This window comes from Ralstonia sp. RRA, from assembly GCF_037023145.1.
GTDB lineage: Bacteria > Pseudomonadota > Gammaproteobacteria > Burkholderiales > Burkholderiaceae > Ralstonia.
On sequence record NZ_CP146091.1, the window covers coordinates 3313924 to 3337503 of the forward strand.

29 protein-coding genes are annotated in these 23580 nt (G+C 62.1%); 18 read left to right on the forward strand and 11 right to left on the reverse strand.

All coding sequences use genetic code 11. The features are described from left to right. Positions 1-244: 244 nt before the first annotated feature. The 6 genes from V6657_RS15925 to V6657_RS15950 form a co-directional block, all read right to left on the reverse strand. Entirely contained in the window at positions 245-664 is a 420-nt protein-coding gene (locus V6657_RS15925) for a hypothetical protein (protein WP_048933406.1), read from the reverse strand. A 114-nt stretch (positions 665-778) separates the two neighbouring features. Beyond that, positions 779-1285: a DUF1629 domain-containing protein gene (locus tag V6657_RS15930; RefSeq protein WP_048933407.1), complete on the reverse strand. Its 507-nt coding sequence runs from the start codon at positions 1283-1285 to the stop codon at positions 779-781. Between the two features lie 206 nt (positions 1286-1491). Continuing rightward, complete coding sequence (locus tag V6657_RS15935) at positions 1492-1833, reverse strand: hypothetical protein (protein WP_048933408.1); 342 nt, start codon at positions 1831-1833, stop codon at positions 1492-1494. A gap of 49 nt (positions 1834-1882) precedes the next feature. Next, positions 1883-2404 carry a hypothetical protein gene (locus V6657_RS15940; protein WP_048933409.1) on the reverse strand — a complete coding sequence of 174 codons (522 nt, stop codon included), beginning with the start codon at positions 2402-2404 and terminating at the stop codon, positions 1883-1885. Positions 2405-2407: 3 nt separating this feature from the next. Further along, entirely contained in the window at positions 2408-2716 is a 309-nt protein-coding gene (locus tag V6657_RS15945; protein ID WP_082170163.1) for a hypothetical protein, read from the reverse strand. A 443-nt stretch (positions 2717-3159) separates the two neighbouring features. Continuing rightward, a complete protein-coding gene (locus V6657_RS15950; RefSeq protein ID WP_048933410.1) occupies positions 3160-3375 on the reverse strand; it encodes a DUF6471 domain-containing protein in 216 nt (71 codons plus the stop codon). A gap of 209 nt (positions 3376-3584) precedes the next feature. On the opposite strand from V6657_RS15950, the gene V6657_RS15955 reads away from it, so the two are divergent. Beyond that, a complete protein-coding gene (locus V6657_RS15955; RefSeq protein ID WP_160315284.1) occupies positions 3585-4787 on the forward strand; it encodes an IS1595 family transposase in 1203 nt (400 codons plus the stop codon). Here the strand turns inward: V6657_RS15955 and V6657_RS15960 are convergent. Continuing rightward, positions 4754-5272, reverse strand: coding sequence for a hypothetical protein (locus V6657_RS15960; RefSeq protein WP_048933412.1), 519 nt, complete (start codon positions 5270-5272; stop codon positions 4754-4756). The genes V6657_RS15955 and V6657_RS15960 overlap by 34 nt on opposite strands. 329 nt (positions 5273-5601) lie before the next feature. Here V6657_RS15960 and V6657_RS15965 point away from each other — a divergent pair, with 329 nt between their 5' ends. From V6657_RS15965 to V6657_RS15990, 6 genes are all read left to right on the forward strand, one after another. Then, positions 5602-6093, forward strand: coding sequence for a cupin domain-containing protein (locus tag V6657_RS15965; protein WP_048933413.1), 492 nt, complete (start codon positions 5602-5604; stop codon positions 6091-6093). Between the two features lie 151 nt (positions 6094-6244). Next, positions 6245-7012, forward strand: a complete 768-nt coding sequence (locus V6657_RS15970; RefSeq protein WP_048933414.1) for a LysM peptidoglycan-binding domain-containing protein — start codon at positions 6245-6247, stop codon at positions 7010-7012. Further along, positions 7003-7416 (forward strand): hypothetical protein, encoded by a 414-nt coding sequence (locus V6657_RS15975; RefSeq protein WP_048933415.1) that lies wholly within the window; start codon positions 7003-7005, stop codon positions 7414-7416. Before V6657_RS15970 ends, V6657_RS15975 begins: the two co-directional genes overlap by 10 nt. Before the next feature lie 22 nt (positions 7417-7438). Continuing rightward, positions 7439-7876, forward strand: coding sequence for a hypothetical protein (locus V6657_RS15980; protein WP_048933416.1), 438 nt, complete (start codon positions 7439-7441; stop codon positions 7874-7876). 37 nt (positions 7877-7913) lie between these two features. Beyond that, entirely contained in the window at positions 7914-8303 is a 390-nt protein-coding gene (locus V6657_RS15985; protein ID WP_048933475.1) for an SgcJ/EcaC family oxidoreductase, read from the forward strand. Between the two features lie 13 nt (positions 8304-8316). Beyond that, a complete protein-coding gene (locus V6657_RS15990; RefSeq protein ID WP_048933417.1) occupies positions 8317-8757 on the forward strand; it encodes a hypothetical protein in 441 nt (146 codons plus the stop codon). 54 nt (positions 8758-8811) lie between these two features. On the opposite strand, the gene V6657_RS15995 is transcribed toward V6657_RS15990, so the two are convergent. After that, complete coding sequence (locus tag V6657_RS15995) at positions 8812-9081, reverse strand: hypothetical protein (protein ID WP_048933418.1); 270 nt, start codon at positions 9079-9081, stop codon at positions 8812-8814. Positions 9082-9587: 506 nt separating this feature from the next. Between V6657_RS15995 and V6657_RS16000 the strand changes: the two genes are divergently transcribed. Next, positions 9588-11189 carry a DUF262 domain-containing protein gene (locus tag V6657_RS16000; RefSeq protein ID WP_048933419.1) on the forward strand — a complete coding sequence of 534 codons (1602 nt, stop codon included), beginning with the start codon at positions 9588-9590 and terminating at the stop codon, positions 11187-11189. Between the two features lie 114 nt (positions 11190-11303). On the opposite strand, the gene V6657_RS16005 is transcribed toward V6657_RS16000, so the two are convergent. Continuing rightward, complete coding sequence (locus V6657_RS16005) at positions 11304-11792, reverse strand: Lrp/AsnC family transcriptional regulator (protein ID WP_021197282.1); 489 nt, start codon at positions 11790-11792, stop codon at positions 11304-11306. Between the two features lie 171 nt (positions 11793-11963). On the opposite strand from V6657_RS16005, the gene hppD reads away from it, so the two are divergent. Then, positions 11964-13070, forward strand: a complete 1107-nt coding sequence (gene hppD, locus V6657_RS16010; RefSeq protein WP_021197281.1) for a 4-hydroxyphenylpyruvate dioxygenase — start codon at positions 11964-11966, stop codon at positions 13068-13070. A 216-nt stretch (positions 13071-13286) separates the two neighbouring features. Here the strand turns inward: hppD and V6657_RS16015 are convergent, their stop codons facing one another. Together V6657_RS16015 and V6657_RS16020 are read right to left on the reverse strand one after the other, a co-directional pair. After that, the gene (locus tag V6657_RS16015; protein ID WP_048933420.1) at positions 13287-13874 is read right to left on the reverse strand and encodes an EF-hand domain-containing protein; all 588 of its coding nucleotides are present in this window, start codon (positions 13872-13874) and stop codon (positions 13287-13289) included. A gap of 148 nt (positions 13875-14022) precedes the next feature. Further along, positions 14023-14715: a type II secretion system protein N gene (locus V6657_RS16020; protein WP_048933421.1), complete on the reverse strand. Its 693-nt coding sequence runs from the start codon at positions 14713-14715 to the stop codon at positions 14023-14025. A gap of 175 nt (positions 14716-14890) precedes the next feature. Between V6657_RS16020 and gspG the strand changes: the two genes are divergently transcribed. The 9 genes from gspG to gspD all read left to right on the forward strand — a co-directional run bounded on the left by gspG (position 14891) and on the right by gspD (position 23578). After that, positions 14891-15370: a type II secretion system major pseudopilin GspG gene (gene gspG / locus V6657_RS16025; RefSeq protein WP_021197278.1), complete on the forward strand. Its 480-nt coding sequence runs from the start codon at positions 14891-14893 to the stop codon at positions 15368-15370. 30 nt (positions 15371-15400) lie between these two features. Then, the gene (locus V6657_RS16030) at positions 15401-15901 is read left to right on the forward strand and encodes a GspH/FimT family pseudopilin (RefSeq protein ID WP_048933422.1); all 501 of its coding nucleotides are present in this window, start codon (positions 15401-15403) and stop codon (positions 15899-15901) included. Then, positions 15898-16314 (forward strand): type II secretion system minor pseudopilin GspI, encoded by a 417-nt coding sequence (gspI, locus tag V6657_RS16035; RefSeq protein WP_048933423.1) that lies wholly within the window; start codon positions 15898-15900, stop codon positions 16312-16314. The genes V6657_RS16030 and gspI overlap by 4 nt, the downstream gene beginning before the upstream one ends. Continuing rightward, a complete protein-coding gene (locus tag V6657_RS16040) occupies positions 16295-17023 on the forward strand; it encodes a prepilin-type N-terminal cleavage/methylation domain-containing protein (RefSeq protein ID WP_048933424.1) in 729 nt (242 codons plus the stop codon). Before gspI ends, V6657_RS16040 begins: the two co-directional genes overlap by 20 nt. A 1-nt stretch (position 17024) precedes the next feature. Next, positions 17025-18098 (forward strand): type II secretion system minor pseudopilin GspK, encoded by a 1074-nt coding sequence (gene gspK, locus V6657_RS16045; protein WP_048933425.1) that lies wholly within the window; start codon positions 17025-17027, stop codon positions 18096-18098. Between the two features lie 164 nt (positions 18099-18262). Beyond that, positions 18263-19690, forward strand: a complete 1428-nt coding sequence (gene gspL, locus V6657_RS16050; RefSeq protein WP_048933426.1) for a type II secretion system protein GspL — start codon at positions 18263-18265, stop codon at positions 19688-19690. Positions 19691-19700: 10 nt separating this feature from the next. Further along, entirely contained in the window at positions 19701-20264 is a 564-nt protein-coding gene (gene gspM, locus V6657_RS16055) for a type II secretion system protein GspM (RefSeq protein ID WP_048933427.1), read from the forward strand. A gap of 10 nt (positions 20265-20274) precedes the next feature. After that, on the forward strand, positions 20275-21126 hold the full coding sequence (locus tag V6657_RS16060) for a type II secretion system protein N (protein WP_048933428.1): 852 nt from the start codon (positions 20275-20277) through the stop codon (positions 21124-21126). 37 nt (positions 21127-21163) lie between these two features. After that, positions 21164-23578 (forward strand): type II secretion system secretin GspD, encoded by a 2415-nt coding sequence (gene gspD, locus V6657_RS16065; RefSeq protein ID WP_048933429.1) that lies wholly within the window; start codon positions 21164-21166, stop codon positions 23576-23578. Positions 23579-23580 lie beyond the last annotated feature (2 nt).

Consider the following 23580-nt stretch of genomic DNA (forward strand, 5'->3'; position numbering starts at 1 on the left):
CAGAGTTGGCTGTTGGCGGGGTGACCTGCCCCGAAAATCTGCTCAATATTTGCCCAAATTTGGGCAAATACTCGCCAGCCATACTGTTGAAACGGTCTCAACTTAAACTAATCGGCCTCCCGAAAGCCGAGGCAGTTCACCAGGGTAGCTGGAGCGCGATTCTAGTCCGCGACGTCTGTGGTTTCGACGACCGCTGTCGGCCGACAGCGGACATGTGGGCCCTGCCGGCGCAGAGATGAGGGAATCAAGCCGAACAGTACGCGAGGCACTCGCTGCGGAATGGCACGCGTGTCATATAGTCGTCGTCCCAAAACACATCACACAGCCCAATCCAGCTGACTTCAATAAGTCCTGCGTGCAAACATCCAAAACTCAACGTTGCATCGTAGACGTCGTGATGGCCGAAGACGTAAAGCAACCCAAGCTCCGGATGCGCATACGAAGCGTCGGTTTTGTGCTTCCATGACGTACTCATGCCCTGCAGTTCTTCGGCGGTACGTGCGTTCATTGTGAAGCCTTGATGGTAGAGCCGAGGTGTCCATAGCTCGTCGTCGAACTCCTGGGGCTTCGCTTCAATTTCCAGAGTCCATGTGCCGCCGCTGTAGCGCAAGTTGGCGACTGCAACGTCGAAACGTCGGTTCCGCAAGAGGATGAAATTGTTCATGTTGTACCTATTGCCTGTGCGTCCGTTCCTGGCCGGAAGCGGTCCTTCGGTTCAGCCCAGCAACGCGGAGCCATCACGAGCAAGCACCCCTCGCCGCCGCTCCACGGGCAGCAGCTAACGGTACCCGTACCGTACAGTGGCCGGGCTAACGAACGAACAGCCGGTGCATCCGGCCGATTCAACCGCAAGAGCAATCTCCTGCTGCAATCCAATCCTCTGAACTTCGTCTATCACGGCAAGCTTTATGCCAGAAAAGCACGATTCATTGAGAACCAGCTTTTTCACCCAAAGCGCATCACCCAGCTCGCCGTCAAGCTCGATATCTGATTTTCCCAAATCAATCGCCTTGATTCGCTTCAGTGGATTTGCGACGAAATATTTGACCTCCGTGGCGGACCCGTTGTACATGACCACGGCTGGAAAATATTCTAGCTCGGCGTTGTGAGACGAAAGAACCGCCTTGAGTCTTTCGGATACCACGTGCAGTAGGCCAACTTTGAAATAATCAACCAGCCCAGGTGGGGCGTCATAGCCATCTTGCACCGCAAGCGTAAGCTCTGGAAATTCCCCAGCTAAACTGACACCACCCATGGTCTTCAGCCCACGCAGTTTTGAACGCATCGGATTGCTTGCCTCTGGGCAAGGAACCCCTCCGCTAGTATCTACTTGCAGTATCTGAATCATGTGCGGCAGAACTCGGTTCTCTCGGAGTCGAAAATCGGCGGGTCACTGCGCAGCGCAAACTGACGGTAGAGCCGACACCTCACCGGGGTGACGCGGCCCGGCGAAGCGTGAACGGCCTGCTTTTGGCAGGGAGCCGACGGTGCCTACAGTCGTGTGGCACCTGCCGGCGTGCTGCCTGATACGCTGGCATTCAGCGGTCGATTCCGCACATGCTGCCAAATCTCGTTGGCCACGGCTTTCTGAAGTTTCGGCCAACTCACGGGCAACTGTACGAACACACTGTTATTGTTGTCCGACGAGACGCACAGCTTAATATGGCTAACGTGGTCGTTCGCATCGTACTGAACATGAAGGATTCGCGTGGTCGTTGACGGGTGCCACACCACTTTGCCGAGGAAGTACGTGAGGGCGCTGCCCCGCTCGATTGGGTCGGCGACCAAATCGAAGGTGCTACTCAAGAACGCATGAAGCTCTTCCTTAGTCATGTCCGAACGTATGGCAGGTAGTTATCCGAGCAGCCCTTAGTCGGAACGGTCATAGAGCGAGAGAATATCTAGCGTCAGCTAGGGGATGTGTCATCAGGGTAGCTTCTTTAGACAAATTAACCCGCATGGCGGCTTCCGCCACATCGACCAGGGGCTGGGCCAATTTGTACTCACGCGCCCCCAAGAACTTCAAGACTAAGGCTAGGTGCCAAATGGATGTGCTACCTGAGTGAACCGGTGAGGGAAAAGCTGTCGAATGCGTCACCATGAACTTGCGCATATTTTGACGCGTGACTCCAACCAGGTCTGCAGCATCGGTTAGACCGACAAAGTCAGGCCCAGCCTCGACAAGTTTTGCACTAGGAAGGGCAACCTTCACATCAGCAATAGCGCTCAAGATTGCTTCTTCAGCCGAAACGGATTCACGAACGAACTCGAGGCCCAGATGGCCAGCTATACCCGTTCCCACCAACGCATCGGTGCAGCCGGCCGCGCCCAGACGCTCAACAATTTCGTCATGGTTCGCGTCTGTAGGGTCCAGCTTAAATTTGAGGGTGAATTCGTATTCCATAAGTTACTCCGTATCCAACGGCTCATTCGGACTTTTAGCCAGTTTGGCTAATTTTTCCTGCTGTTTCCTGTGCGTCGTGCAGTTATCGACAATTTTTCTCAATTGACGAGCGTGGTTATCTGGGTTTTTGGGTGTGCACCATATGCTACTAATACAGAACTCACCGCATCGACACTCCGCATCGTTGTAAGGGCAGTATAAGGAGCCCCACGAGTGTCCCTTTCCCGTGCTTTCTTTGACCCTCCAGCCGCTCTCTTCGGCGTGGCAGATAGCCTTTTCGATGTCCTTGTTCGAATGTCGTGACCGAGCCATTGATGTTGTTAGAAGGTTAGTATAGGTGTTCAAGGTTGTCAAGTGACAACCTGAGTGTGCATCTTGAAGCACTTCGCGGCGCCGCATCGTGAGCGACCTTTATTGGCTTGCTAGCTTACGAGGTGCTCTAGGCTAGCAACCGAATCGCCGTTGATATTGTGACCGCGATGATGTCGTTTTTGTGCATGGGCGCGGGTGCCCCAATTCTACCGCCTTACTCGTATCGCCAAGTGTCAATATGACGCTGGTTGGGTCGATTATCGACGTTTGAAGCTAGAAGGTGCTCGTTGCCGAATCGATGCGGAAAAGGCGATTATCGGCGCCAATCCAGAAAAAATGTCAAAAAGTTTCCGTTACGAAATTGCGATTTCTATTACGTAATCGAAAGTTCGAGCTTTCCAACCAAATTTCTCTAAAAATTGAAGCTCGTGGCTCAATGACATTTAGTCGGTCAACTTGACTGTGTCGATAGCAAGCGCGCGCATGCATTGCAGAAAGAACGCGAAGCTGAACGTGCCACGATTGATTTTGTTGGCCAACGCCTTGGGTTCCTCGAAGACGCCGACGCTCTCCAAGGCTCGGGCTAAGCCTTTGTAACGCACGTCTTTCAGGGCCATCTGCGCGCGCAATAACCGCCGTGCTTCGCGTTGCCAATCCATTGAGTTCGATTTGAAACGGAGGTGTCGAAATGCCAGTACTGGCCAAAAATTCCTCAATTTTGAGGAACTCGCATTGTAAACGATGAATCGAGCAAATTTCGGGGGAATGCGTTCCTAGACACTCTCAGGACCCGTTTTTCGCACAGGACATGGCGCAGCACTTTCTGCTTTCCCCAGTCGCTCGTTCGCTTCAGGACGATGAGTTTAGCTTGCTCATCACCCAGAACGAACCGCTGGCCCATGCCCTTTTCATGCTGCATCGGTGGGGCTCTCTCAATGAGCAAATCTGTCCACGGTGCGGTGTCATCCGCAGCCACATGCTCCGCACGCGGCACAAACAATGGCGTTGTCGTGACTGCGGCCATGATTTCTCCCTGAAATCTGGCAGCGTATTCGACGGCACGAAGCTGCCGTTTTGGGTCATCATCAAAGGCCTCTACTTATTCGTCACCAATGCCAAGGGGCGCTCGGCCATTGAGATGAGCCACAAGCTGAACATCAGCTACCGTGCGGCCTACTTGCTGCTGCACAAAATTCGCTGGGCATTCTGGGCGACGCCACCGGCTAAACCGATGACAGGCGAATTCGATATCGACGTCGTCTGGGTGCTGAAGGGGCTGCGCAAGCCGAACGACCGCACACCCGAGGCCAAGGCTGCGCGACAGACTAAGCGTCGAGAGCGAATGGTTCAGCGGCTGCTGGCTGAAGGTATCGACGAAAAGCTCGCGACCAAGCTGGCCGCCAAGGAGTACCCGCTGACGTCTGAGTCGCGCAGGAGCAATCCCAAGAAACAGTGCGTACTTGGCATCGCGCGCCGCAATCCAGCGGGTGCCGGTTCCGACCTCGTCATCGGCATGCCCCTTCCGACCGAAAACTACGAGCTCATTCGCGAAGCGCTGGAGCGGTACATCGCCAAGGGTTCGGTTATCTACTCGGACAGTGCCAGCGCATCCACCGCGCTACGGGCCCACTATGAGGTGCGCCGCGTCAATCACGACACGCACTACAAAAGCCCAGAAGGGTGGCATACCAACTACATCGAGAGCGCGTTTTCCCGCTGGCGTCGGATGGAAATCGGCACCTATCACCGCATGAGCAAGCGCCGGCTACACCTGTACTTCGCCGAGTGCAGCTGGCGGGAAAACGTGCGACGGCAGTCCCCTGGACAGCGCCTGCACGACGCTTTGCGCCGGCTTGCAACGGTGGGGCCTTGTCGAGACCTGAAGAAATACCAACAGCGCCGCTACGAGCGGTCCGGTAGCGCTCCGCGTCAAATCGAGCTGCGCCCGGTCGGCGCAACCTCAGAGGCCGACATGCGGCAGCTAACCAAGTTGCTCAAGCTTGACCAAGCTTTCCCCAAGGCGCTGAGCGCCCTTGCTCAAGGGGCCTCACCGCTGGCGCTGGCGGCCTGAAAAGGTAGATGGGCATATTCCGGTAGTGCCCAAATCGCAACGCCATCATTGGCGCGACCAATCTGACCAACTTTGACGACCAGCCCCTTCTTGGCTTGGACGCCGAGCGCATTCTTGATGGACCGCCGGACCTCATAGCGGTCCTCGGGTGTTCGCCACGCGATTTGTCCTTGACATACGATGCTATCGAGGATGTCGACCGTGCTTAGCGGGCATTGCGCGATGCGGAGCGCGTCCAAACAGAATCCGAGCAGTTCGCCATGCTTGAAGTAGGCGCGCCGTGGCGTGGGCTTGACGGGTGGTGCATAGTCATCAGGCTCGATGTCGACATCTTGCGCTTTCAGCACTTCGTCAAATGCAGCTACGCGTCTTTGCAGCTCAGAAATTTGCCGGTCCACTGCGCCGCGTTGTCGCTCTAGCTTCTGGATTTCGCCAAGCAGACGTGCTCGCTGGCGGGCGGCGCCCTTGAATAGTTGAATCCCCACGCTGTTCTCCTTCTGAAAATTTGTAAACGCAGAGGATTTAGCTGGCAGGCCTCAACCTGCCGGCCGACAAGCAGCCATTTATTGTTGTTTCATAAAGAAAAAGCGCCCCGTAGGGCGCTCCTTATCGTCCACCTCGCGGCCTCAGGGCTCAAGGGGTAACTCCGTCATAATGGCGTTCTGCGCCACAAGGGCCGACGCCTAGAGCGATTGCGCGCTTGTCAGCCGCACGGGTGCCTCCCCTACGATGATTGCGAGGCACCACTCGCCCTTCAGGGGCGGCCCATCCCTCGTCGCCCGCGAGCCGATGCCGAGGCAAGAAGGAGACGAAGATGAACAAGCAACTTGCGCACTGGCCGCTGTTGAGCGCGATCGTGCTGTTGTGCCTGGGCGCCCTGCCCGCCCACGCCCAGGACACCGCCGACAGCGAAATGATGATGATGAATCCCGCCGGCATGAAGTGGGTTGACGGCCCCCCGAGCATGCCCAAGGGCCTCAAGCTGGCCGTGCTCTACGGCGACCCAGGCAAGGATGGCCCGTACGTCATTCGCATGAAGGCACCGGGCGGCTATAAGGTGCCGCCGCACTGGCACACGCAAACCGAGAACATCACGGTGATCTCGGGCACGCTCTATCTGGGCGGCGGCGACACCATGGACATGGGCGCCGCGCACGCGCTCAAGGCGGGCGGCTTCCACAACCTGCCGGGCGGCGTGCACCACTACGCCTTCACCAAGACGGCAACGGTGGTGCAGATCCATGGCACGGGGCCGCTGGACATCAAGTACGTCAACCCGCAGGATGATCCGTCACCTAAGCAATGACACGCCGCATCAATGGCTGCTCCGCGAGGCCACCGGGGCAGCCACTCCTCTCAACCAGCGGTCGGCAAGCTAGATAAACGCCCCTTAACACGTGGCCGACGCACGCTGGCTACCATGCTCCTCCACACGCCAAGCAACCACGGAGGGGCGCATGGTCACCAAGGCTCAAACCCAACATCAGGCCAAGCCAGCGGCCAAACCCAAGACGGATTTCGAGCGTTGGCAGGACTACGTCAACAGCGCGACGCAGCATCCAGATCCATGGAACGGCTACGACTGCGATATCCAATCCGCCGTCATCGAATACAACCGCTTCCTGATGGGTACCGCCGGCTACCAGCCGCTGGACTGGCAGATCATCAAGGCGATGCTATGGGTCGAAACCGGCGCCGATTCACCCAAGTGGAGCAGCAACCCGATCCAGATCGGCAACCCGGGCGATCCGGGCCTGAACACCTTGCTGCGCGGCAAGGAAGGCAGCGACCTGATCGTGCCACCCACCATCCGCACCAAGCTCAATGCAGCCTCCGTTGCCACCGTGCCGGCGTGGAACATTCGCGCGGGCATCGGCTACCTGCTCACCCGCATGGCCAAGTTCAGCATCCAGAGCGTGCCGGATGCCGACACCAAGGTCTACGACGTGACCGTCAAGGCCGGCGACAGCCTGGACAAGATCGCCCGCGCACAGGGTTCGACGCTGACCGAGCTGCGCGCGCTCAACCCGGGCGCCAGCGCGCTCAAGCCTGGTCAGGTGATCAAGTACCGCAAGGCCGCCATGCAGCAGGTAATTACCGGCTGGCGGCCCGCCACCACGCAGAACGTGGCCGTGCTCTACAACGTTGGAGACCCGTCGTACGCCCGCAAGCTCGACTACGCGCTCACCCTCATCCACAACGGGAAGACTGCCGCATGCAAGTAAGCCGCTTGCTGATCGCCCTGTCGCTGCTGGCAGCGCAGTCGGCCATGGCCGCCGACACGCTGACTGGCACCTACCGCGGCGATGGCCGTGCCTGCTTTGGTGCGCTGTTCGTGCGCCCCAAGACCATCGAGTGGAACGCCAGCTTTTTCAAGTGTGGCCCGGCACGCTACAAGGTGCTCGACCAAGACTTGGCCGGTGACAAGCCGCGCGCCGCGTACAAAATTGAAGACCACCACAAACGCTGCGGCCTCGCCGTCATCGAGGTCTCGCGCTACAACGACACCTTCTGGAACGTGAACGGCTACCCGTCGCTGGAGGCGTACCAGAAGCGCGACGAGCCCGGCTGGAAAGACTCAGTTGAGCCCGGCCGGCAGGTCGCCAACTGCGGCATGCGCAAGGAATAAGCGCACGCACCGCGCCGCCGCCATGCAGCCGCTCCAACGCTTCAGTCTGGAGAAACACACCGGCCCGTATGAGAAGTGGCCCGCGCGCACGCGCGTGATCGTCGACGGCGTGCCGCACCCCACGCTTGCCATTCCCGGCTACGACTTGCTGCGGCAGTACGAAACCGAACTCGGCTTCGTGCTCATCACCGAGTACGACTGCCCGTTTGAAGAAGCCGTCTCCATCACGCTCGTCGCGCACGACCTGTCACGCGTGATCGACACCGCCACCATCGGCGCGCCCTACGCCACGTTCTGGCTGGCCGATGTGCAATGGATCGATGCGGAGCACTTTCGCCTGACCTGCGAAGGTGCCGTCGGCGACTGGCTGGTCACGCTGCGCGCGCGGCACATTCCGGTGTTGTCGCCAGCGGTGTTTGTGAAACGCCGCGCAACGCCGCCGGTGGAGCCTACGGTGTAGAGTGAAAGGCCGCCTTTTCACCGACACCCGCACCGCCATGACCGACGACGAACGCGCCATCCGCAACGTAGTGGAGACTTGGCTCGCTGCCAGCAAAGCGGGCGACCTGCCCACTGTGCTCAGCCTGATGACCGATGACGTGCTGTTCCTCACGCCTGGTCAGGCGCCCTTTGGCAAAGAAGCTTTCGCAGCCATGTCCAACGGCATGAAGGATGTGCAGGTCGACGGCACAAGCGATATTCAGGAAGTGCAGGTGTTTGGCGATATCGCTTACCTGCGCAACGCGCTGCGCATCGTCATCACCATGCCGGATGGGAAGGTGGTGCGGCGCTCGGGGCAGACGCTCACCATCTTGCGCAAGGAGGCGGATGGGAAGTGGCGGTTGGTGCGGGACGCGAATTTGGTGGTGGCTGAGGCTGCCACGTAACTGGACACACCCGATGAATCTCTCCCTGCAGTTACTTTGGCGTGATCCGGATGACGGCATGCTCGAACTTCGGCTGCTCATCGAAGGTGAGCGCCAGTCAGTTGCCGTCGATTTCTACGACTACGCAGACGAGCTTAAGAAATGGGGCGAGGAACTGATGTCGTTTCCTGCCAGCGCTAGCGCAGAGGTCGCTTTCGAGAAAGGTGCCAAGGATGGGAATGCATATCTTTGGTTGGCTGTGCGCGCCTTCGTTGCAGATGGTGCAGGCAATACCGCCCTCGAAATCGAGTACCAAAAGCCGGGCAACCGCTTGCACCTCGAAGTCGTGCGCTTCGCGACCCCGGTGGAAGCCGCGACGATCAATCGCCTAGGCGTTGCGCTGAAAAATTGGGAGCCCGCAGAGCATGCGCCTTTGATATTCCGCGATAGCTCAGCAGAACTCGGCTCGACGTAACTGCATCTCTTCTATCAGCAACCCCGCCCGTCTCGGGGAAGCCTTCCCACTGTTTTAGTTCTCTTCCCGCTCAAGCAGATCCAACACTTCCCACCGGTACGGATCGACCAACACGCCCTCCAGCGTGGTCAGCAGATACGCCCCGATCGCGTCGAGGAATCCAGCACGAAATTCGTGCGGATGCAGCCCGACCGTGAACGCGAACTCCCAGCGCAAAGCGTTCGGCCGAAATTGCCGATGCACGCGCAAATCGGATTGCGTGCGGCGGAGGAATTCCCGCGCGGCCAGTGCGCCGCTCAGGTAATGGCGTTTGCGATGGGTCATTGAGCACCTCCGTGAGCGGTGTGCGCAGGGGTGCGAGGCGGGGATGGATAAGACGCGGGGCGGTGCCCGCTGGGTACAAACAGCATGGTGTCTCCTAGCGACGGTTGAGTAACCGGCCGCCTTCCTCGTCGCCAAACGGGGGTGGCGGGCCAGACGGCGGGGTTGGCGAACCGGAGCTAGGACCCGGCAGACCCAAGGGTCTCCCCGCCCGGCCCGCCGTATGAGACACGACGTGCGCGAACGCAGCGAGCGCTTGATGCGTTCGCCGTCCTAGCTGACGGGTCGCCAAACCCGTGCCACCGTTTGCGCGATGGCGCCGAAATTATAACGTGCCCTAGTGCCACCTTTTTTCTAACAGTGTCACTTGTTTTGATCCCACCTTAGCACCCCTCGGCGTAAGACTTGCGCACCCGCATTACTTCCGTATTATTGACGACGCGCGGCGATTCCTCACCCGCACACAGGCGACTCCAAATCTGACATCTCAAACCAAGAATACCCAGATAATGGCGACAAACATATCAAACCGACTCAGCACCGACACGGTATTCTTCTCTTCGCTAATAGAGGACATCAAGCAAGGGCGCATCAAGATTCCAAAATTCCAACGCCCTTATGTTTGGGAAGATGAGCAAGCCTTAAAGCTTCTCGACAGCATTGCGAACAGCTACCCAATTGGCAGCTTGCTGATTTGGAGAACTAGCTCAAAGTTGGATACTGAGCGAACGTTTGGGGAGTTCATCCTTCCCGAAACGGATGACATGACGCCAACGGACTATGTTCTCGACGGTCAGCAGCGGCTCACAGTGATCTATTCTTGCTTTGGTGCGGACACCAGTGACGCTGGATTTGCAGCATCATACGATTTGGAAAAAGAAGAATTCTTCTCACAGAAGAACATCCAGCCTGGATTGGCTGTTTTTCCGCTTCGCAAACTTTACGACACAACCGCACTACTAGATTTCAGAACTGCCTTGCAGGCACACCCCAACAAAGAAGCACTCCAAGCCAAGCTGGACCAACTAATTAAGGCAATAACCACCTACAAGCTGCCGAACGTAGTTCTCAAAGACCTTGCAGTAGAAGAAGTCTGTCCAATTTTTGAGCGCATCAACAGCTCCGGCACCAAGCTTAGCACCTACGACCTTATGGTCGCCGCAACCTGGTCTCACAATTTTGATCTTGACGATAATGTAGAAGAAATTTCTGCAGCGTTGGAACCGAAAGGTTTTGATGACATCGACAAAACAACGGTCCTCAAATGCATGTCCGCAGTACAACTCGGCAGCATTAAAGAGACATCACTGCGCGGATTACGAGAACTGGATGGTGAAACCTTAGCTACTCTCACAAAGAACACGAAAGAATCGCTGCTTCGCACTGTTGACCTGCTAAGCACTCAATTTAGAGTTCACAGCTGGGACTTTCTTTCCTATCAAGCCATTACTATCATCATTTGCCACTTATTCTCGAAGACAAAAGCACTGGACCCAGACGAGACACACCGTCTTAAGAAATGGTTCTGGCGTGCGTCGTTCTCGGAGCGATACAAGGTCGGTGGCGAAACTTTTGTTTCCAATGATCTGCCGCGCGTTATTGACTATGTCATCAAAGGCGAAGGGAAAGACTCTGATTTTGGTGAGCCTCCAAATGCCAACGAATGGGCTGGCATTTCGTTCCGTAGCAATGCATCTCGTTCAAGAGCATTCTTGCTCGGACTCGCTCTTAAAGGGCCGAAGAATCTGCTCAACGGTGCAGCGATAGATACAAGTGAAGCACTATCGTCCTTCAATAAGAAGCAGTACCACCACGTTTATCCGAGAGCATTTCTGAAGCGAGAGAAAGAGCGACTGGACGACAACCTTGCGGCCAACATTTGCATGCTGAGTGCGGCTGCAAACCTAAAAATTAGTGACGATGCTCCAAACATCTATCTACCAACAATAGTCACCGATCACGGGGGCAAAGCGGAAGCGGTGTTCGAATCCAACCTGCTCCCTCTGCCATCGCTTTTTGACTACACGAGTGCCACTTATCAAGACTTCATCTTGGCACGCGCCGCGATACTTACGGAGTATGCGCAGCAGCTATGTAATGGCGAGATATGACGCGCTAGGGAAGAACGGCTCGTCGAGCAGTTAGCGCCCACAGTCATCGAGCGATTGCGTAACAACAAGCCCCTTTCCTTAGTCTAGGAACGGGGCATATAGCATCATTTTTCCTCAAACCACCACCGGCAACGCCGTCGTATCCTTAATCCGCTCCAGCGCAAAACTGCTCTTCACATCAATCACCGCCGGGTGGGCGAGCAGTTGGTCGCGGATGAACCGCGCAAAGTGGTCCATGTCTTCCACGAACACCTTGAGCAGGTAGTCCATCTCGCCGGTCATGGCGTAGCACGTGACCACCTCGGGCCACGTGGCGACGGCGGCGCGAAAGATATCGCCCGGCGCCTTGCCCTTGGGCGCTCCGCCCTGCTTCTCCAGCCGCACGTTGATGTACGCCGACAAACCCAGCCCGATCTTGCCCGGGTCGAGCAGCGCGGCGTACTGGCGGATCACGCCGCTCTCCTCCAGGCGACGGATGCGTCGCAAACACGGGCTGGGTGACAGGTTCACCCGCTCGGCGACTTCCAGATTGGTGAGGCGGCCGTTGTTCTGGAGGACCTCCAGGATCTTGCGGTCAATCTTGTCGAGTTCTACCTTGCTCATTTTGTTGCTCCGCACCAATTTATTCGGCAATTTTCTTGCGCAAATTTAGCAAGCCGGGCACAACTTCGCAATTTTTGCTTTGGTTGACACTTCTACACTGCGAGGATCGTCAAAGCCCTGAGCGCCCTCCTCACTGCAGTGAGTGCGCCGCCCCCTGCAGGAGACATCGCCATGCAATTCACGCCTTGGGAAAACCCGATGGGTACCGCCGGTTTCGAGTTCATCGAATACGCCGCGCCGGACCCGGTTGCCATGGGCAAGCTGTTCGAGAACATGGGCTTTACCGCCATTGCGAAGCACCGCCACAAGAACGTGACGCTGTATCGCCAGGGCGACATCAACTTCATCATCAACGCCGAGCCGGATTCGTTCGCGCAGCGCTTTGCGCGCCTGCACGGCCCGTCGATCTGCGCCATCGCGTTCCGCGTGCAAGACGCGGCCTTCGCTTACAAGCGCGCGCTGGAACTGGGCGCCTGGGGTTTCGACACCCACAGCGGCCCGATGGAACTGAACATCCCGGCCATCAAGGGCATCGGCGATTCGCTGATCTACCTGGTGGACCGCTGGACCGGCAAGAACGAAGCCAAGCCGGGCGACATCGGCAACATCAGCATCTACGACGTCGATTTCGTGCCCATTGCTGGCGCCAACCCGAACCCCACCGGGCACGGCCTGACCTACATCGACCACCTGACGCACAACGTCTACCGTGGCCGTATGAAGGAATGGGCCGAGTTTTACGAACGCTTCTTCAACTTCCGTGAAGTGCGCTACTTCGACATCGAAGGCCAGGTCACGGGCGTGAAGAGCAAGGCGATGACGAGCCCGTGCGGCAACATCCGCATCCCCATCAACGAGGAAGGGACGGAGAAGGCCGGCCAGATCCAGGAGTACCTGGACATGTACCACGGTGAAGGCATCCAGCACATCGCGCTGGGTTCGACCAATCTGTCCGCCACGGTGGACGCGCTGCGCGGCAACGGCATCAAGCTGCTCGACACCATCGACACGTACTACGAACTGGTCGACAAGCGCATCCCCGGCCATGGCGAAGACGTGGCGGAACTGAAGAAGCGCAAGATCCTGATCGACGGTGCCCCGGGCGACCTGCTGCTGCAGATCTTCTCGGAAAACCAACTCGGCCCGATCTTCTTCGAGTTCATCCAGCGCAAGGGCAACCAAGGTTTTGGCGAGGGCAACTTCAAGGCGCTGTTCGAGTCGATTGAACTCGACCAGATGCGCCGCGGCGTGCTCAAGGCCGACGATCAGCCAGCCTGAACATCCTCACGTCAGGTTTGCTTCCTCCACACCCCGCTGGTTCGCCACCGGGGTGTTTTTTCTTGCGCGCGACGCGGCAAAAGCGCGTGCGCTGCTGACACCGCGTTGTCGCGAAGCCGCCTCAATTCAGTCGCGGGTCGATGAGATGATGTGCGTTCGCGCAGCCATGAAAAACGGCGCCCGAAGGCGCCGCCATTGGCTGCATCGAACGATGCGTTATTGCGTTTGCGTGGTAGCTGGCGTCGTTGCCGAGGCGGCCTTCTGCGCCTTGCGGGCGTCGTGACGGGCCTGCATGTACGCGCGGATCTCGTCTTCCGTGACCTTGCCGTCGTGGTTGGCGTCGATCTGGTCGAAGTTCTTGGCCAGGCGCGGCATGCCGGCCTGCATTTCGTCCATGGTCAGGCTGCCGTCGTTGTCCTTGTCGGCGGCCTTGAACTTGGCGTCGAAGCGCTCTTCCATCTTGGCGCGTGCTTCGCCCTTGTGGGCCTTGCGCCAGGCAGCCAGCTCTTCCTTGCTGAGTTGGCCGTCGTGGTTGGTGTCGATCTGGTCGAAGTTCTTTTCCAGCCAGGCGTGACCCTTGGCCTCGTCGCGCGAGATCTGGCCGTCGCCGTTGGTATCGATGGCCTTGAAGCCGCCGTGGTGGGCCGGCTTGGCGGCGCGGGCGGTGGTGCTCGGTGCCTGGGCGGCTGCGGGTGCCTGCGCGGCGGGCGCGCTGGCGTCCTGGGCGCGGGCGTTCATGCCCGACATGGCCAGGAACAGGGCCGAAGTTGCGAGGAAGGCGTGGACAGCACGTTTGTTGGTCATGGTCAGCTCCTTTTCACATGGACTGTGTAGCGGATTAGAACCCGACAATGCCATCACGTTGCCGGGTTTTACACGCTGTTACCCCGATGACACGCGCTGTAATATGCGCGCCCGGTCACGCCGGGCGCTGTTCCGGGGGGCGGTGGGCTTACTGGTCTGCGCCGGGTTGTTGAGGGGCGGCGTCGCCCTTGCGCGCTGCAGCGGCAGCGCGATGGCGCGGGCCGGTGATGCCGCCCTGGTTAGGGGGGGCCTCATCGCCCGTGTTCATCTGTGCCGGGGCGATGGGGAGCATGGCGCCCGGCATGGCGGTGTTGGCCGGATTGTTGGGTACGGCCGGTGGCGGCGGTGCGATGGGCGTTGCCATCGGAGCGGCGGCGCCCGATGGCGGCAGCGGTTGAGACGGTGCGTTGCGGTTCGCGGGCGAGACCCCGGCCACCACGGCGCTGGCCGGCAGCGGAATCTCCTGGCGTGCGCCGTTACGCTCGATCACCACGGAGCGCGCCTTGATTTCGACCAGCTTGAGGTTGGACGACAGCGACTTGCCGGCACGCACGGCCTGCGGCGGGCCGCCATCCACCGAGACGATGGCGGCGCCGGTGCCGTCGGTCAGATCAGCCACCACGCCGGCCACCTGCACGTCGCGCGGGCCGGTCTGCGGGCCGCCGCCGAAAAGCGTGACCGAGGCGCCGGTCTCCAGCGCGTCGGTCTGCGCCACGCGGGCCTCGCGCGGCACCGACAGAGCGCGCAGCGACGACAGTGTCAGAACCCAGTGCGTCAACAGCGCACACAGGGCAGCAAACAGTACAAGACTGAGCAGGCGGGACGACTGTTGAGCGTTCATGAAACGTGGTGGTGCACCGTGAGAGTTTGCTGATTCTATCCGCCCTTCGTGCCGGTTCGATGAACAGCTTGGAGGGCCCGTTCTAAACGTAGGCGCGGCGCGACCCCGCCGCACAATCTATGGTCATATCTCACGGATATACTGTGTTCCCACTCTTATTGCCAACTCTCTCGCCATGATGCAAGGCCAACTCCGCTCCTCTTTCCGCCAACGTGCAGGCGCCACCCTGGCCCGTCGTGCGGCGCGTGGCTTCACCCTGATCGAAATCATGGTGGTGGTGGTGATCCTCGGCATCCTTGCCGCGCTTGTGGTGCCGAAGATCATGAGCCGCCCCGACGAGGCCCGCATCATTGCCGCCAAGCAGGACATTGCTTCCATTTCGCAGGCGCTCAAGCTCTACCGCCTGGACAACGGCCGCTACCCGACCACCGAGCAAGGGATTGGCGCACTGGTCGCCAAGCCGACCACCGAGCCCATCCCCAACAACTGGAAGGCCGGCGGCTATCTGGAGCGCCTGCCGAAGGATCCGTGGGGCCATCCGTACCAGTACCTGAACCCGGGCGTGCGCGGTGAAGTGGACATCTTCAGCTTTGGCGCCGACGGCCAGCCGGGCGGCACGGGCAACGACGCCGACATCGGCAACTGGGACAACTGATCCTCCAGCCTGAGCACGGCTCTCAACGCCATGACCGGCCATCCGCTGCCTTACCGGCAGGCCCTGCGGCACGCTCGCGGCTTCACGCTGCTGGAGCTGCTGGTGGTGGTGGTGATCATCGGCATCGTGCTGGGCGTGGTGGCCGTGAATGCCACGCCCAACCCGCGCTCGCAACTGAACGACGACGCGCAGAAGATGGCCCGCCTGATCGAACTTGGCCAGGAAGAAGCGCAACTGACCTCGCGCCCCGTGGCGTGGGAAGGCGATGCGCAGGGCTGGCGCTTCTATGAATCGACGCCCAACGGCTGGCGTCTGCTCACGCGTGATGTACTGGCGCCGGGCCACTGGCGCCAAGGCATGGACAGCGTACAGATCGTCAGCGGTGCCGCGACGGCGCCCGGTGCACCGCAGCGGCTGGTGTTCGGCCGCGAGGCGATCGGCCTGCCGTGGCGCGTGGCGCTGGCCTCTCAGGGCGCGCGCGTGGACATCGTCTCCGACGGCGGCCCACGCGTACTGACCGAAACACAATGACGCCCGCCGTGAAACCCTCGCGCCCCCTCGGCCGCGCGCGTACGCGTGGCTTCACCCTGCTGGAAGTACTGGTGGCGCTGACCATCGTGGCCGTGGCGCTCACCGCCACCATGCGCGCCATGGGCAGCATGACTTCGGCCAGCGAATCCTTGCAGACGCGCATGATCGCCACCTGGAGCGCCGAGAACGATCTCGCCAACCTGCGTCTGGCGCGTGCCTTCCCCGACCCCGGCTCGCGCGGCTTCTCGTGCCCGCAGGGCGATACCGAACTGTGGTGCGAAGAGACCGTCGCCACCACGCCCAACCCGGTGTTCCGCCGCGTGGAGGTGTCGGTGTACGCCGACGCCGCCAAGTCCGTGCGTCTGGCCTGGCTGGTCACCCTGTTGCCCAACGATGCGCGCAATGTCTTCTAAACACCGCGCACGCGGCTTCACCCTGCTTGAGCTGCTGGTGGCCATCACGCTGCTGGCGATTCTGGCCGTGCTGGCCTGGCGCGGGCTCGACAGCATGACGCGCACGCACGAGGCACTGGCCCAGCGTGATGAGCGCATCGAGGCCCTCAAGACCGCCTACGCCCAGTTCGATGCTGATTGCACGCAACTGGCCGATCCGAACACTCTGTCGCGCTCGCCAATCGAGGTGGATGCCAACCGCGTGCTGCTGGTGCGCGACCGCCGCGACGACGGCCAGCCGCCCGCGTGGCAGGTGGTGCTCTACCGCATCGTCGACAGCCGGCTCGAACGTCTGCAAAGCCAGCCCATCACCAACCGCGGCGACCTGCGCAACGCGCTCGACAACCTGCGCCAGGGCGGCGGCAATGCCGCACGCTACCAACTCGCCGCCAATATCGACAGCATCAGCGCCCGTGCCTGGATCGAACCAGGCGGCTGGCTGGACAGCACCGGCGCGCTGTCGGCGGCGCTGTTTCCGGGCGGCAGCAATACGACCACGCTGACGGGGCTGCCGTCGGCCTCCACACCCAGCGCATCGGCGCCGTCTGCCAACGCCGGCGTGGTGGTACCGGCCGCGTCGGTGCGCGCGGTGGAACTGGCGCTGCTCGTGCGCATGACGCCGCAGGGCGCGCCGCAGCGCTTCACGCGCATCTGCATGACGGGGCTTTGACATGGCGCGATGCTCGTCCAGGCCCCTGCACCGTGGTGCGCGCCAGCGCGGCGCGGCCATCGTCACCGCGCTGCTGGTGGTCACGCTGGCCGTGGTGATCGTCTCGGGCATGCTGTGGCGCCAGCAGGTGGAGATTCGCGCGGTGGAAAACCAGCGCCTGAAGGCGCAGGCCACGTGGATCGCGCGGGCGGGCATCGACTGGGCCCGCCTGATCCTGCGCGACGACCTGCGCCGCACCGGCGCCGTCGACCACCTGGGCGAGATCTGGGCCGTGCCCATTCAGGAGACCAAGCTGTCGGACTTCCTCGGCAGCTCGCTGCGCACGGATACCGCCGGCGAAGAGTCGTACCTCTCGGGCCGCATCTTCGATGCCCAGGCGCGCTTCAACCTGATGAACCTGCTGACGATGCAGACGCTGGGCACGCGCACCATCGTCACCGGCCGCGACAAGGACGGCATCAAGGCTTACGGCCAGCTGTTGCAGTCGCTGAACCTCGACCCGAGCCTGGCCAACCTCACGGCAACGACCCTGGCGCAGATGCTGGGCGGCTTCCAGTCGGTCGAGGGCGCTACCGGTGGGCAATCTGGCGGCGGTGATGACAGCGGCGGTGGCGGTAGCCCTGGCAACGGCCCACGCCCACTCGATGATGTGGATAGCCTACTGTCCATCCCCGGCTATACGGCAGACACCGTGCGCAAGCTGCGCCCCTACGTGATCGTGCTGCCCACGCGCACGCAGATCAACGCCAACACGGCCAGCGCCGAAGTGCTGGCTGCTGTCATCCCCAGCCTGAGCCTGGACCGCGCACGGGCACTGGTGCAGGCGCGCGACCGTGCCTACTTCCGCAACATCGGCGACGTCACCAACCAGCTGCGCGGCTTGGCGCCCGGTGCGGACACCAGCAATATCAGCAACCTGCTCGACGTGCAGACGCACTACTTCCTGGTCTACGGCATGGCCCGCCACGAGCGCGCGCAGCTTGGCCAGGTGGCGCTTGTTTCACGTGGCGATCCGGTCAACAATAACGCGACCCGTATCGTCTGGGTCCGCCGCATCGACGGAATTCCGTCATGACGGCGCAGCAACACCCCTCCAACTGCGGACACGCCGTCAGTAGACAGACCCTAGCCTTCGCCGTATTGTCATCCGCATCGTTCAGCATCGCGGGTCTTGCGCAGTCCGGGGGCATTCCCGGTGATTCCGGTAGCTCGCATCAACACTCTCAATAGAGGAGCGGTTTGACGACCTCCCTGTACGTGCGCCTGCCGCACCGGCCCATTCAATCGCCCGAACGCTGGCAAGCGGGTGCGCTCGCGTCCGTGCCGTTTGCGCTGGTGCGCGAGGAAGGCGCACAGGGCGCCCAGCGCATCCTGCGTGAAGGCACCTCGCGTACCGACGAGCTGCCCGCCGCCGACCGCCTGATCCTGCTATTGCCGGCCGCCGACGTCTTGCTGGTACCCGCCAGCGTGCCGCCGCTGGCAATGCCGAAACTGCGCCTGGCCCTGCCCAACCTGGTGGAAGACCGCCTGGTGCAGGACGCGCAGCAATGCCACATCGCCCTCGGCCCGCGCCTCTCCGCGGCCCCTGTCCGTGGCTGGCGTGCCCCGCGTGAGCCACAGTCGCGCACGCTGATGATTGCCGACCGCGCGTGGGTCCGCTTCATCCTCGACAACTTTGGCGCGCACAAGCACCGCACGTGTCACTTGCTGCCTGCGCAGCTTTGCCTGCCGTTTGAAACACCTGCTTCCGTTGCGCCGTCGACGGAAGCCGCCAACGACGCCGAGCGCGCCGAGCCGTCGCTCGAAGCCCCGGTTGAGCCCGTCGCCGCGGAAACAGCAGACGCTGCCGCAGCGGTAGTCGCTCCGGCCACGATTGCACTGGATGCGGCACCGCCATCCGATCCGGATGCGCCTGCGGCCGTCGACATCACCGTCCGCACCGGCCCCGCCGAGGGCTACGGCCTGCGTCTGCTGCCGGCCAACGTCGCCAACTGGCTGGCCATTGCACCCACGCCGGCCCGGCTGATGGTGTCGCCTGCCCTGCGCGAGTTGGCGCCCAGCCTGTCTACGGATCCGGCCGCCGCCACGCTGGACTGGGCAGCATGGGCATCGGGCGCGCGCAATGCACTCGCCACGGGCGAGGCCGACCTCTGCCAGTTCGACTTCGCCAACGGCGGCATGGCCGGCGTGGACTGGTCCATGTGGCGCCTGCCGATCGCGCTGGCCGTGCTGCTCGTGGTTGTGCAGCTCATCGGCATGAACGCACGCTGGCTCACGCTGCGCGCCGAGCAGAAGCGTCTCGATGCTGCCATGCGCACGCAACTGCAGACGGCCTTCCCGAATACGCCGGTGATCCTCGATCCGCCCGCGCAGATGCGCCGCCAAGTTGAGCAGCTGCGCCTGGCCGCCGGTAAATCCGCACCGGAAGATTTCCTGCCGCTGGCCGATCGCTTTGCCCAGGCCGCCACGAGCCTCGCGCCCGACGCGCTGCTCGCACTGGACTACCATGGCCGCGCGCTGACGGTCACGCTCAAGGACGGCACCGACACCAACGCGCTGCGCACCGCCGCCCGCAATGTCGGCCTGAACATGGACACCGCCGAGGCCCCGCGCGGCGCCGAGGCCACCGTGCCTGGCTCGCGCTGGACGGTTTCCATCGCCCAATAACGCTTCCTCCATGGCGACTTCCTCCCCTTCCTCCTCCGCTTCGCGCCGCCTGCCACGCATTGGCGTGCCGGACTCGGTGCGCGACGCGGCGACGACCTTCTGGATGCAGCGCGAGCCGCGCGAGCGCCGCATCCTCGCCGGCGGTGGCGCGATCCTCGTGCTGGTCATCCTCTATCTGTTGCTGTGGGAGCCGGCCTTCGAGGGCCAGCGCCGCATCGAAAAGGCCCTGCCGCAGATGCGCAGCCAGTTGGCGGAAATGGAAACGCTCGGCCAGGAAGCCCGCGGGCTGTCGGCCATTGCCGCCGCGCCGGTGCCGCATGGCGCAGAACTGCAGCAGGCACTCAACACCAGCCTCACCAACCATGGCCTGAAGGCCACGCGGATGGCACTGTCGGGTGAGAGCGTGCAGGTGCAACTGGACAAGGTGCCCTTTGGCGCCGTCGCTGAATGGCTGCAGGAAGTGCGACAGGCGCAGCGCATGAAGGTGATCGACGCGAACATCAAATACGTGGGCGCCACCGCCCTGGTTAACGTGACGGCAACGCTGCAAGGCCCCGCCGCCGCGAGCCGCTGACGCAGCGCCGATGGCTATCGAATCGCTACCGCCGCTGCGCCTGCGCCGCCGCGACGCGTCTGAACGCACCGGCCTGGGCTGGCGCCTGCTGTGGTGCGGTGTTGCGCTGCTGGCTGTGGGGGCGACGGTCGTCTCGCAGTATCCGGCGGCGTGGGCCGCTGAACGGGTGGCGTCGGCCACCGGGCAGCGTGTGCTGCTGGCCGATCCACAAGGCAGTATCTGGCATGGCAGCGCCACGCTGGCGCTCACAGCCGGCAACGGCGGCGCCGATGCGACCGTGCTGCCGGGGCGGCTGTCGTGGTCGGTCGACATGCTGCCGCTGCTGACCGGCACGCTGCGGGCGCATGTGGCGCACGACCGCGCGCTGGAGCAGCCGGTGGTGGTGTCGGTCTCGCCGGGTGGCTGGCAAGCCGAAGCCGGGGCAATGACACTGCCGGCGTCGCTGCTGGAGGGTATTGGCGCGCCGTTCAACACGCTCAAGCTGGACGGCCGGCTACGCGCGAAATGGACGCCGCTGTCGGGCCAATTTGGCCGTGCATCCGGACGAGATAAGGGCCAGCCGGACACGGTCCAGGGCGCCCTGACTGTCACGGTTGAGCAGGTATCATCCAGCCTCAGCCGGGTACGGCCGCTGGGCAGCTACCAGGCCGTGCTGTCATTCGGCGGCGCTGCCGGCGGGCCCATGCAACTGGCCCTGTCGACGCTGGCCGGACCGCTGTCGCTGCAGGGCCAGGGAACGCTCGGACAGGGCGCACATTTTGACGGTGTGGCCAGTGCCACGCCGGAGTCGGAACCGCAATTGATTGGCTTGTTGAGCCTGCTGGGCCCGCGCGACGGGTCGCACTATCGACTACGCTTTTGATTCTTAAGCCGGCGCGCGAGCCAGTGTGCCGACAACCATGAACGAGACCATGCACAACGCCTCTTCCCGACTCACCGTCCGCGCCATCGTCCTGGCGTGCTGCGCAACGATGGTGGCCGGCTCGATGCCCGTCTTTGCAGCGCCGCCCGCCACTGCGCCGGCTTCCCAAAACGGTAACCCCGGCAGCACGGGCGATGAGGTCTCGCTCAATTTCGTCAACGCCGATCTCGAATCGGTGGTGAAGGCTGTGGGCCAGGCCACCGGCAAGAACTTCATTGTCGACCCGCGCGTGAAGGGCACGGTCAACCTCGTCACCGAAAAACCAGTGACGCGCTCGCAGGCGCTGGAATCGCTGGGCTCGATCCTGCGCATGCAGGGGTATGCGATTGTCGAGGGCAACGGCTTTACCAAGGTGGTGCCGGAAGCCGATGCCAAGCTGCAGGGCTCGCCCACCTCGGTGGGTGCCGCAGGTGCGCGCGGCGGCGAGCAGGTCGTCACGCAGGTGTTCCGCCTGCAGCATGAATCGGCCAACAACCTGGTGCCGGTGTTGCGGCCGATGATCGCGCCCAACAACACCATCACCGCGTACCCGGCCAACAACACGCTGGTCATTACCGATTACGCCGACAACCTGCGCCGCATCGGCCGCATCATCGCGTCAATCGACACCCCTGCAGCGGGCGAGACCGAACTGATCCAGCTGAAGAACGCCGTGGCCATCGACGTGGCCGCCACGCTGCAGAAGCTGCTCGACCCATCGGGCGGTGGCGGTGCCGCGGCCGGTGCCGGCGCATCGTTGTCGGACCCGAGCCTGCGCACCTCGGTGGTGGCCGAGCCGCGCTCGAACAGCGTGATGGTGCGCGCCTCCAGCGCCGCGCGGTTGGCACAGGCCAAACAGCTGATCGCCAAGCTGGACTTGCCCAATGCACGCCCGGGCAACATCTGGGTGGTGCCGCTCAAGAATGCGAACGCGGTGCAGCTGGCTGCCACGCTGCGTGCCATCGTGGCGGCCGACTCCACGCTGTCGGCCTCCGCATCCACGGGCCCGGGTGGGCAGAGCGCCGCACAGGGCGCGACCTCGCAGCCGACTGGCGGTGCCTCGGGCTCGCAGTTCAACCAGAACACGCAGAACACCAACTACGGCAGCGGTTCCGGCTCCAGCGGTGGCGGCAGCGGCAATTCGTCGTTCCGTGCCTCGTTCGGGCAGAACAACATGCCGACCACCGGCGGCATCATCCAGGCAGATGCCGCCACCAACGCCCTCATCATCACCGCCAGCGAGCCGGTCTACCGCAACCTGCGCGCCGTGATCGACGATCTGGATGCGCGCCGCGCACAGGTCTACATCGAATCGATGATCGTGGAAGTGACAGCCACCAAGGCGTCGCAACTGGGTATCCAGTGGCTGGTGGGCGGAGGCGGACCCAGCACGTTTATCGGGGGCGGCACCAACTTCGGTACCGGCTCGGGCAACCTGCTCAATCTGGCCGGCACGATTGCCGCCATCGGCTCTGGTGGCATCGGCAGCACGGCAGCGCAAGCGGCACTGGGTAGCCTGAACGTCGGACAGCTCAACGGCGGCAACGTGGGGGTGTTCAACCGGGGCAGCGGCCTGGGCGCCATCCTCAGCGCGCTGGGTTCGGATGGCTCGGTCAACGTGCTGTCCACGCCCAACCTGATCACGCTGGATAACGAAGAAGCCAAGATCCTGATCGGCCAGAACGTGCCAATCACGACCGGTTCGTACACGCAGCAATCGGGTACGGCATCGCAACCGTTCCAGACCTTCGATCGCAAGGACGTGGGTATCACGCTGCGCGTCAAGCCGCAGATCACGGACGGCGGGCTGGTGAAAATGCAGATCTTCCAGGAATCGTCGTCCGTGGTGCCGGGTACGCAAGCCTTGCAACAAGGCCCGACCACCAACGTGCGCTCCATCGAGACCAACGTGCTGGCCAACGACGGCCAGGTCGTCGTGCTGGGCGGCCTGCTGGAAGACAACTACCAGGACGGCGAACAGAAGGTGCCGGGCCTGGGCGACATCCCCATCCTGGGCGCACTGTTTCGCTCCGAGAACAAGACACGCGTGAAAACCAACCTGCTGGTGTTCCTGCGCCCGATCATTCTGCGCACGGCTGAAGCCACCGGCGCGCTGTCGGACAACCGCTATAACTACATGCGTGACACGCAGCAGGGCTTTGTCTCGCCCAACATGCTGCCGACCACGTCCGACAAGGACACGCCGGTGCTGCCCACGCCCGAATCCATGCGCCCGGCCGACAACTACGGCGACGTGTCGATCGTGCCGAAGGGCCCCACGGGCACGCAGGTGCCGCCGGGCGCACCGCTGCCGATGCCGCAAGGCACCACGCGCAGTGAGCCGCGTCTGCAGAACTTCGCGGCGCCCACCTCGGGCGGCTATGACGGCAACGCGCCGAGGAACGGCGGCTAAAG